We start from the raw sequence: 9,269 nt of genomic DNA, 5'->3' as shown, positions 1-9,269 counted from the left end.
ACCCGACCCTGCCTGACTGGGAGTGGACTGACGTGGCGGACGAGGACAAACTGCGCGAGTACCTCCGACGGGCCATCGCCGACGCGCGCGAGGCGCGCGGCCGGCTGCGTGAATGGGAGGAACGCGCCACCGAGCCGATCGCCATCGTGGGCATGGCCTGCCGGTTCCCCGGCGGCGTACGCAGCCCGGAGGACCTGTGGCGGGTGGTCGCCGACGGGGTGGACGTGACGTCCCCGCTGCCCACCGACCGGGGCTGGGACGTCGACCGGCTCTACCACCCCGACCCGGACCACCCCGGCACCACGTACACCCGCACCGGTGGTTTCCTGCACGACGTGGGGGACTTCGACGCCGAGTTCTTCGGCATCTCACCCCGTGAGGCGCTCGGCATGGACCCGCAGCAGCGGCTGCTGCTCGAACTGTCCTGGGAGGCGGTGGAACGGGCCGGCATCGACCCGTCGACGCTGCGTGGCACCCCGACCGGCGTGTTCGTCGGGGCCACCGACCAGGACTACGGCCCCCGCCTGCACGAGGCCCCGCCCGAGGTGCAGGGTCACCTGCTCACCGGTAACACCGCGAGCGTCGCCTCCGGCCGCGTCGCCTACCAGCTCGGGCTCACCGGCCCGGCGGTCACCATCGACACCGCCTGCTCGTCGTCGCTGGTGGCCCTGCATCTGGCGGTCCGCTCGCTGCTCACCGGGGAGAGCGACCTCGCCCTCGCCGGTGGGGTGATGGTCATGTCCACCCCGGGCACGTTCGTCGAGTTCAGCCGGCAGCGGGGGATCGCCCCGGACGGCCGGTGCAAGGCGTTCTCGGCCGACGCCGACGGTGTCGGCTGGGGCGAGGGCGCCGGCCTGCTCCTGGTCGAGCGCCTGTCGGACGCGCGTCGGCAGGGGCACCGGGTGTTGGCGGTGGTGCGGGGTAGTGCGGTGAATTCGGATGGTGCGTCGAATGGTTTGACGGCGCCGAGTGGTCCGTCGCAGGAGCGGGTGATTCGTCGGGCGTTGGCGGTGGCGGGTGTGTCGGTGTCTGACGTGCAGGTGGTGGAGGGTCATGGGACGGGGACTCGGTTGGGTGATCCGATCGAGGCGGAGGCGTTGTTGGCGACGTATGGGCGGGGTCGGTCGGTGCCGTTGTGGTTGGGGTCGGTGAAGTCGAACCTTGGTCATACGCAGCATGCGGCGGGTGTTGCTGGGGTGTTGAAGGTGGTGTTGGCGATGCGGCACGCGGTGGTGCCGGGGTCGTTGCATGTGGGTGAGCCGTCGGGGTTGGTGGATTGGTCGTCGGGTGGGGTGGAGGTGGTGCGGGAGTCGCGGGAGTGGGTGGTGGCTGGCGGGGGTCGTCGGCGGGCGGGGGTGTCGTCGTTCGGGATCAGTGGCACGAACGCGCACGTGATCGTGGAGGAGCCGCCGCCGGTGGAGGCGGACACTCCGGAGCCGGATGCGGTGGTGACGGGGTCACCGGTGCCGGTGGGGGTGACGCCGTGGCCGGTGTCGGCGCGGTCGGTCGCGGGGGTGCGGGAGTTGGTCGGGCGGCTCGGCGGGTTGGCTGTGGGTTCGGGTGATGGGGTGGGGGTGGTCGGTGGTTCGTCGGCGGTGGATGTGGGGTGGTCGTTGGCGTCGACGCGGTCGGTGTTCGACGAGCGGGCGGTGCTGCTCGACGGTGTGGTGATCGCGGACGGGGCGTCGCTGGCTCCCGGGGTTCGGGCGCTGGCGTCGGATGGGTTGGGTGTGGTGTTCGGGGGTCAGGGTGGTCAGCGGGTGGGGATGGGTGTGGGGTTGTGTGGGGCGTTTCCGGTGTTCGCGTCGGTGTTCGACGAGGTGTGTGGCTTGTTGGGTGGGGATGTGCGCGACGCGATCGTCTCCGGTGTGGGTCTGGATGGGACGGGGGTGGCGCAGCGGGCGTTGTTCGCGGTGGAGGTGGCGTTGTTCCGGTTGGTGGAGTCGTGGGGTGTCCGTCCGGCGGTTCTGGTGGGTCATTCGATCGGGGAGATCGCGGCGGCGCATGTGTCGGGGGTGTTGTCCCTGTCGGATGCGGTGACGTTGGTGTCGGCGCGTGCTCGTCTGATGGCGGCGTTGCCGGCAGGTGGGGCGATGGTGTCCCTACGGGCCTCCGCTGATGCGGTGCAGCCGTTCCTGTCCGACGACGTGGTGATCGCGGCGGTGAATGGTCCGTCGGCGGTGGTGATCGCCGGTCCGGAACAGCAGACCCTGCGGGCGGCGGATGCGGTGGCGACCGTGTTGGGTGTGCGGCAGCGGCGGTTGTCGGTCAGTCACGCGTTTCATTCGCCGTTGATGGAGCCGATGCTCGACGAGTTCCGCGCGGTGGTGGAGGGTTTGTCGTTTCATCCGGCGCGGATTGCGGTGGTGTCGTCGGTGACCGGGCAGGTGGGGGATCTTTCGGATCCGGGGTATTGGGTGCGGCAGGTGCGTGAGCCGGTGCGGTTCCACGAGGCGATCGAGGCGGCTGGCCCCCGGTCGTGGTGGGAGTTGAGCGCGGATGGCGCTCTGTCGTCCCTGCTGGCTGACGGTATCCCGATGCTGCGGCCTGGTGTGGATGAGGCGGTCAGTGCGGTGTCGGGGTTGGCGCAGGTGTGGGTGCGGGGGCACGAGGTCGACTGGCGGGGGTACTACGGGGGCGGCAAGACCGTCGACCTGCCGACGTACCCGTTCCAACGGCAGCGGTACTGGCTGGAAGCCGTACGCCGTGGCGATGAGCCGTACCTGATCCAGGAAACCTGGCACAGCGTCGACCTGCCGGCGGCCCCGACCCTCGACGGTGACTGGCGCATCGTCACCGACGGCACCGTCGACCCGCGCCCGTTCGTCGACCTGCTCACCGGGCACGGTGCCCGGGTCGAGGTCGCCGACGGCCCCGGCAGCACCCCGGTCACCGGCGTCCTCGCCCTCACCGCCGACCCGGTCCCGCTGCTCACCGCCGGCACCGGCCCGGTGTGGCAGGTCACCGGGGACGCCGCGACCATCGGCCGGGGCCGGGCCCTGGGCTGGGCGTGGCCGGACACCTGGCGGGGCACCCTCGACCTGCCCGCCGACCCGGACCCGCGCACCGGTGCCCTGCTGGTGGCCGCCCTCGCCGCCACCGGCCCGGTCACCGAACACCTCGAACTGCGTCCCGGCGGGGCCCGCGCCCGCCGACTCACCCCGGTGCCCGTCGGCGGGCCCGAGTGGACGCCACACCGCACCGTGCTGGTCACCGGCGACGGCCCCGGCGTCGACCTGCTCACCGACCTGCTCACCGCCGAGCGGGCGACGGTCCGCCGGGTGCACCCGGACGACCTGCCCGCCGCGCTGGCCGGACCGGAGGTGACCGCCCTGGTGCACGCCGACCCGGGCGTCGACGCCGACGCCCTCGACCTCACCGGCGGGCCGGACACCGTCGTGCTGCTCACCCCGCTCGCGGGCGTCCTCGGTGCGCCCGACCTGCCGGCGGCGGGACAGCGGCACGCGGTCGCCGTCCACACCGCCCGTAAGCTGGCCGGGCAGGGCCGTACCGCGAGCGTCGTGGCTTGGGCCGACCCGGCCGACCGGCCGGTGGCGGGGGTGGACGCCGCACCGGCCGACGCCGCCGTCGCCGCGCTGCGGCGCGCGGTCGGCGGTCGGCTACCCGCCGTGGTGGTCGCCGCCCTCACCCCGGCCACCCTCGGCGTCGCCGACCTCCCCCCGGGCGTACGCGGCGTGCTCGGCGGGTACGTCGGCCCGCCGCCCGAGCCCACCGGCGGGCAGGTCGACCCGGCCGACCTGCTGCCCCTGGTACGCCGGGAGATCGCCGTCGCCCTGGGGCACCCGGACACCGACCGGGTCACCGCCGACCGGCCGCTGGGGGAGCTGGGCATCGACTCGATGACGGCGGTCACCATCCGCAACCGCCTCGCCGCCGTCACCGGGACGGACCTGCACACCACCGTCGTGTTCGACCATCCCACCGCCCGTTCCCTGGCCGGGCACCTCGCCGCCGGAACCCGCCCCGCCGGCGGCGACGCCCCCGGCTCCATCGTCGCGGCCCCCGACGAGCCGTTGGCGATCATCGGGATGGCCTGCCGGATGCCCGGTGGGGTGCGTACTCCCGAACAGCTCTGGCGGCTCGTGCTCGACGGCGTCGACGCCATCTCGTCGTTCCCCACCGACCGGGGCTGGGACCTCGCCAACCTGGTTCACCCGGACCCCGACCATCCCGGCACCAGCTACACCGACCAGGGCGGGTTCCTGACCGGGGTGGCCGAGTTCGACCCGGGGTTCTTCGGCATCTCCCGCCGGGAGGCGCTGGGCATGGACCCGCAGCAGCGGTTGCTGCTGGAGACGGCGTGGGAGGCCGTCGAACACGCCCGGATCACCCCGGAGTCGCTGCGCGGGACCAGGGTCGGGGTGTTCGCCGGGGGCAACGGCAACGACTACGCCACCACGATGACCCGCGTCCCGGAGGGCGTCGACGGCTACCTGATGACGGGCAACGCGGCGAGTGTCGTCGCCGGCCGGATCGCCTACCTGTTCGGGCTGGTCGGCCCGGCGCTGACCGTCGACACCGCCTGCTCGTCGTCGCTGGTGGCGCTGCACCTGGCCGGGCACGCGCTGCGCGCCGGGGAGTGCACGATGGCGCTGGTCGGCGGGGTCACCGTGATGTCGACCCCGGGCACGTTCGTCGAGTTCAGCAGGCAGCGGGGCCTGGCCCCGGACGGGCGGTGCAAGGCGTTCGGCGCGGACGCCGACGGCACCGGCTGGGCGGAGGGCGCGGGCATGCTGCTCGTCGAGCGACTCTCCGACGCGCACCGCCACGGCCACCGGATCCTCGCCGTGGTCCGGGGGTCCGCGGTCAACTCCGACGGGGCGTCGAACGGCCTCACCGCGCCGAACGGCCGCTCCCAGCAGGCCGCGATCACCGAGGCGCTGCGGACGGCCGGTGTCGCCGCCACCGACGTCGACCTGGTGGAGGCGCACGGCACCGGCACCCGGCTCGGCGACCCGATCGAGGCAGAGGCGCTGCTGGCCACCTACGGTCAGGGGCGACCGGCCGACCGGCCACTGTGGCTGGGTTCGCTGAAGTCGAACATCGGTCACACCCAGGCCGCCGCCGGGGTGGCCGGGATCATCAAACTCGTCCACGCCCTGCGTGACGGCGTACTGCCCCGCACGCTGCACGCCGACGAACCCACCCCGTTCGTCGACTGGCGGCGGGGCGCGGTGGAACTGCTCCGCGAGCAGCGCCCCTGGCCGGCCGGTCCGGGGCCGCGCCGGGCGGCGATCTCCTCCTTCGGGGCCAGCGGCACCAACGCCCACGTGATCGTCGAGGCCGCCCCGCCGACCGTCGACCCGGCACCCCCGACCCCGCCGCCGGTCACCCCGTGGGTGGTGACCGGGCGGGACGAGCGCGGCCTGCGCGCCGTCGCCGCCGACCTGCTCACCGTCGCCGACCGGGTCGACCCGGCCGACCTCGGGTTCTCCCTGGCGGCCACCCGCCAGCCGCTGCACCGGCGGGCGGTGGTCACCGACACCGTCGGCCTGCGGGCGCTGGCCGACGGGGGCCTTCCGCTGGTCACCCCCGGCCCCGGCGACCTGGGGTTCCTGTTCACCGGGCAGGGCGCGCAGCGGGTCGGCATGGGCCGGGGACTACGGGCCGCCTTCCCCGTCTTCGCTGCCGCGTTCGCCGAGGTCTGCGCCGCCTGCGACGGGCACCTGGACCGCTCGTTGGCCGACGTCGTCGACACCGGCGACGGCCTCGACGACACCACCGTCACCCAACCCGCGATCTTCGCCGTCGAGGTCGCCCTGTTCCGGCTACTGGAATCCTGGTCGCTGCGGCCGGACGTGCTGGCCGGGCACTCCATCGGGGAGATCGCCGCCGCGCACGTCGCGGGCGTGCTGTCACTGGCCGACGCGGCCACCCTGGTCACCGCGCGGGGGCGGCTGATGGGCGCGCTGCCGTCCGGCGGTGTGATGGCCGCCGTCCGGGCCGCCGAGGCCGACGTGGTGCCGCTGCTCACCGACGAGGTGGGCATCGCCGCCGTCAACGGCCCCCGTTCCCTGGTGCTCTCCGGCACCGCGTCCGGCGTGGCCGCGGTGACCGACGCCCTCGGTGTGCCGGGCCGGCGGCTGACGGTCAGCCACGCGTTCCACTCGCCGCTGATGGCGCCGATGCTCGACGACTTCCGCGCCGTGGTGGGCGGGCTCGCCTTCCACCCGCCCCGGATTCCGGTGGTGTCCACGGTGACCGGGCGACCCGCCGACCTGACCGACCCCGACCACTGGGTGGCCCACGTGTCCCGACCGGTGCGGTTCGCCGACGCGGTCGCCGCGCTGCGCGACACCGGCGTCGACACCCTGCTGGAGGTCGGCCCGGACGCCGCCCTCACCCCGCTGACCGTCGACCTGCTGACCGGGGACGCCACGGTCACCGCGACGATGCGCCGGGACCGGGACGAGGCGGCCACCCTGGTCGCCGCCGTCGGCGAGGTGTTCGCCCGGGGGCACCGGGTGGACTGGGCGGCCTGCTACCGGGGCAGCGGTGCCCGCGTGGTCGACCTGCCCACCTACCCGTTCGCCCGGGAACGGTACTGGCTCACCGCCCGCCCCACCGGCGGCGTCGACGCCGCCGGCCTCACCGGCACCGACCACGGCCTGGTCGGCGCGCTCGTCGAACACGTCGACGACGACGGGCTGACCCTCGCCGGCCGGATCTCCACCACCACCCACCCGTGGCTCGCCGACCACGCCGTGCTCGACACGGTGCTGCTGCCCGGCACGGCGTTCGTCGACCTGGCGGTCACCGCCGCCCGTCGCGTCGACTGCGCCGGCGTCGACGACGTCACCCTGGCCGCGCCGCTGGTGCTGCCGGCGGGCAGGGCCGTCGACCTGCGGGTCACCGTCGCCCCACCCACCGACGACGGCCGCCGGGCGGTCACCGTCCGGTCCCGGCCGGCCGGCGGCACCGGGTGGACCACCCACGCCAACGGCACGCTCACCCCCGACGGCGGCCCGGTGGAGGCGCTGCGCCAGTGGCCGCCGCGCGACGCCACCGAGATCGACGTGTCGGCCGCGTACCCGGCGCTCGCCGCCGCCGGCTACCGGTACGGCCCCACCTTCCAGGGGCTGCGCCGGGCCTGGCGACGGGGCACCGAGGTGTACGCCGAGATCACCCTCCCCGAACCGGCCCGCCCCGACGCCGCCGGGTACGCCCTGCACCCCGCCCTGCTGGACGCGACCCTGCACGCGGTCATGCTCGACTCCCTCACCGCCGCCGAACCGAGCCTGCCGTTCGCGTGGAGCGGGGTGCGGGTGGTCCGTCCCGGTGGCACCGCGCTGCGCGCCCGGTTCGTCCCGGTCGGCGAGTCCGCGGTGGCGGTGACCCTCGCCGACGGTACGGGCGAACCGGTGGCCGTCGCCGAACGGTTGGACTGGCGGCCGGTGTCCGCCGGAGCGCTGCGTCCCACCCACCACGAGTCGCTGTACCGGCTCGACTGGACCGAGGTCGCCGTCGGCGCGGCCGGGGACGACCCGCCGTCCTGGCAGCGCCCCGACGGCCCGGTCCGGCTGGTGACCCTGACCGGCCCGGACGGCACCGACACCGTCGCCCGCACGCACGCGGCCACCACCGGGGCACTGCGACTGGTCCAGGAATGGCTGGCCGCCGCCGACGACCGTACCCTCGTCGTGCTGACCACGAACGCCGTGCCGACCGCCGGCGGTGAACCCCACGACCTGCCGCTGGCCGCGGCGCTCGGCCTGCTGCGCACCGCCGCCACCGAGAACCCGGGCCGGGTCGTGCTGGTCGACCTCGACGGGTCCGCCGCCGCCCGCCGGTTGCTGCCCGCCGTGGTCGCCGCCGCCGAACCCCAGGCCGTGGTACGCGGCGAGCGGGTGCTGGTGCCCCGCCTGGTCCGGTTGGAGACCGTCGACGGGCCGGGCACCACACTCGACCCGTCCGGCACCGTGCTGCTCACCGGCGGTACCGGCGGCATCGGCGCGGCCCTGGCCCGGCACCTGGTCCGCCGGTACGGCGTGACCCGGCTGCTGCTGACCAGCCGCCGGGGACCCGACACCGACGGCGTCGGGAAACTCGTCGCCGAACTGGCCGAACTCGGCGCGGAGGCCACCGTCGTCGGCTGCGACACCGCCGACCGGGACGCCGTCGCCGCGCTGCTCGCCGGCATCCCCGACGAGCACCCGCTGACCGCCGTGGTGCACCTGGCCGGAGTCTCCGACGACGGCGTGCTCGGCTCGCTCACCCCGGACCGGGTCGACGCCGTGCTACGGCCCAAGGTCGACGCGGTGTGGCACCTGCACGAGCTGACCGCCGGGCGGAACCTGTCGGCGTTCGTGCTGTTCTCCTCGGCCGCGTCGGTCTTCGGCGCGCCCGGGCAGGGCAACTACGCCGCCGCGAACGCATTCCTCGACGCGATGGTCCACCACCGTCGCGCCCGGGGGCTGACCGCGACCACCCTGTCCTGGGGGCTGTGGGAGGGCGTCGGCGGCATCACCGGGCACCTCACCGAGGCCGACTTCCGCCGGATGGCCCGCTCCGGTGTGGCCGCCATCCCCGTCACCGACGGCCTCGACCTGCTGGACGTCGCCCTGGCCCAGCCCCGGGCCTGGGTGTTTCCGCTGCGCCTCGACCCGGCGGCGTTGCGGGGGCAGGGCGACGCGCTGCCCGCCGTGCTGCGCGGCCTCGTCCCCGCCGCCCGGTCCACCGGCGTGCCCGTCACCCCGACCGTCGACCTCGCCGCCCTCCCGCCGCAGGACCGGGACCCGGTCCTGCTGGACCTGGTACGCGGCCAGGTGGCGGCCGTCGTCGGGCTCACCGCCGGTGACGTCGACCCGGGACGGCAGTTCCGGGACCTCGGCTACGACTCGCTGACCGCCGTGGACCTGCGCAACAGGCTCGGCACGGCGACCGGGCTGCGGCTGCCCGCCACCCTCGTCTTCGACCACCCCACCCCGGCCGAACTGGCCGCCTACCTGGCGGAACGGTTCGCCGACGGAGCCGGGGACACCGGCCCGGCGGTGCTCGGCGGGCTGGACCGGTTGCACGCCGAGGTGCTCGCCGCGGATCTCGCCGCAGCGGCACGGGCGGCGGCGCGGGCCCGGCTCAAGGACATCCTCGCCCTGCTCGACGAGCCCGCCGCAGCGGGGGAGAACGTCGACGCGGAACTCGCCGACGCCTCGGCGGAGGAGGTCTACGCCTTCGTCGACCGCGAACTCGGCATCTCCCTGGAATGACCCGACGGGCACACCGACCGACCCCATCTGACGACCAAGGGC

The 9,269-nt window shown here is 75.0% G+C and carries 1 protein-coding gene; it reads left to right on the top strand.

Annotated features, from left to right (window positions below):
- The first annotated feature begins 32 nt into the window (after positions 1–32).
- The gene (locus tag AB0B63_RS00310) at positions 33–9,227 is read left to right on the top strand and encodes an SDR family NAD(P)-dependent oxidoreductase (RefSeq protein ID WP_357013214.1); all 9,195 of its coding nucleotides are present in this window, start codon (positions 33–35) and stop codon (positions 9,225–9,227) included.
- The last annotated feature ends 42 nt before the right edge of the window (positions 9,228–9,269 follow it).

The organism is Micromonospora sp. NPDC049081 (assembly GCF_040648835.1).
GTDB classification, from domain to species: domain Bacteria; phylum Actinomycetota; class Actinomycetes; order Mycobacteriales; family Micromonosporaceae; genus Micromonospora; species Micromonospora antibiotica.
Note: the sequence above shows the minus strand (reverse complement) of the source record. Positions and strands in the feature narration are given on the sequence as shown.